At 33.8% G+C, this 1,804-nt stretch carries 3 protein-coding genes; 1 reads left to right on the plus strand and 2 read right to left on the minus strand.

Annotated features, from left to right (window positions below; all coding sequences use genetic code 11):
- Both CRG87_RS08310 and CRG87_RS07780 read right to left on the minus strand, forming a co-directional pair.
- Positions 1 to 129, minus strand: a 129-nt coding sequence (locus tag CRG87_RS08310; RefSeq protein WP_133125510.1) for a DUF3923 family protein, incomplete at its 3' end; no start/stop codon positions are given.
- Between the two features lie 176 nt (positions 130 to 305).
- Entirely contained in the window at positions 306 to 587 is a 282-nt protein-coding gene (locus tag CRG87_RS07780) for a hypothetical protein (RefSeq protein WP_074426158.1), read from the minus strand.
- 647 nt (positions 588 to 1,234) lie between these two features.
- Between CRG87_RS07780 and CRG87_RS07785 the strand changes: the two genes are divergently transcribed.
- A partial coding sequence (locus CRG87_RS07785; protein WP_265734334.1) for a DnaA ATPase domain-containing protein occupies positions 1,235 to 1,804 on the plus strand: 570 nt, incomplete at its 3' end.

Genomic DNA, 1,804 nt, shown 5'->3' on the forward strand with positions numbered 1-1,804 from the left:
TGCCCAACGCAAGCTTGTTGTTTGAGCAAGTCCTGATCCATCAATCTTTCGAAACCAAATTATTGCCGTAAACAAGATAAAAAGAGTAGAAAAAACAATATTGGTATTACGATATGGATGCTTCGTGATTAAATCATTTCCTAAACTTTATCTGGTACCTCTTCTATAAACTAGACTCCAATATGTGCTAGTTACAAAATTTAAATACTAGAATACCAGGATTAAAGTAAAAAACATCTAAGAACTTAAATTATTTGCTTCTACCCTTTATTAGTTGTTCGCAACCTAACCTACCTTAGGAAAATTTACACTAAATCTTCTTTTGAAATTTCAAGTGATGGGTAGTGGCCAAGAGACGGTAGAAAAGTATCCAATGGGCAACTGTATACCATGTAATAGGCTTCATCATCATTAGTAGCATTAAGTTCATAATACTTTTGCTCAGCTTTTTTAGAATCATCAGTGACATAAACCACGCCGACCACTCCTACTTTTTCAGTATCAGCTGTTTCTACATATCCTTTTAGAATAATCTTCAAGTTACCATCATCTTGTAATGCCATTTTTAAATAATCTTTATCGTTCATAAAAAATCTTCCTTTTATATAGGTTGACTTACTTAAGAAACAGCATACCAAACCAAAGGTAAAATGACTAGAAATATTTAATGCTCCGCACTTAAAACCATTTGCTCAATAATTGCATTTAAGTCAAAGAAACCTAATTAATGATTAATCAGCCAAATTCCAAAATTATATCTCGTGCATCCTAAGTCAGTTTCACTCTCATTTGGGATGCTCTTTTTATACGCACTTTTTGCTGTAAATAATATGTCATGACAAAAACAAAAAATGTTTCACTGCTCAGAGGTAAAGTTTTCTCATAACGCGAACTTTACCTGTTTAAAATTTTGTTGAGTTTTTTATCCACAGAAAGACAATCACAGAACTTTGCACAGATTTATGCACAGTCCCCAACTTGTCTAAAAACTTATTCACAGCATGTGGATATTTCGATATCATTATCGGTTAATCATCTGCTACTGCAATAAAAAATATCCACATGCTTGGTTGTATATTACTAAAGTTTTTACATCACTTTCCTAAATTTTGTGTATTTCAAGCAAAAAATAATCCACAACTTGTGACTTTTGGATTATTATTATTCACTTGTGGAAAACATTTTTATTAAATGGTAAAATAAGTTTTGCTTAACGTTATCGGGAGGACTTATTTTGTTTGATATCAATCAATTTTGGCAACATTTTAATGAAGAAATGCGTGCACGCTTTAACGAGGTTGCATACAATGCTTGGTTTAAAAATACTAAGCCTATTTCTTATGACAAAAATACTCATGAATTAAAAATTGCCGTCCAAAATCCGGTAACCAAGGGTTATTGGGAAAAAAATCTAGCATCAGAGTTAATTCAATCTGCGTACGGGTACGCTAATATTGAGGTAATTCCCGTTTTTCAAATTGAAGGCGACACTAGTAGCGAACGGATAGTAACCCCTAGGCCTCAAGCACAAATTACGCAAGATAGAATTCAACCCTCAAGCGATAATACATTTGTCCGTAACCTTAAGCTAAACGACAAATATACTTTTGATAATTTTGTTCAAGGTGAAGGAAACAAGTTGGCTGCCGGTGCTGCCTTAGCAGTTGCCGATAGTCCAGGTAGTTTTTACAATCCTCTATTTATCTTTGGTGGCGTTGGTCTTGGTAAAACGCACTTGATGCAAGCGATTGGTCATCAAATGTTAGCTGAGCGACCAAATGCGAAAGTCGTTTATATTCAAAGT

It is taken from the genome of Lactobacillus apis, from assembly GCF_002837055.1.
Lineage (GTDB): Bacteria > Bacillota > Bacilli > Lactobacillales > Lactobacillaceae > Lactobacillus > Lactobacillus apis.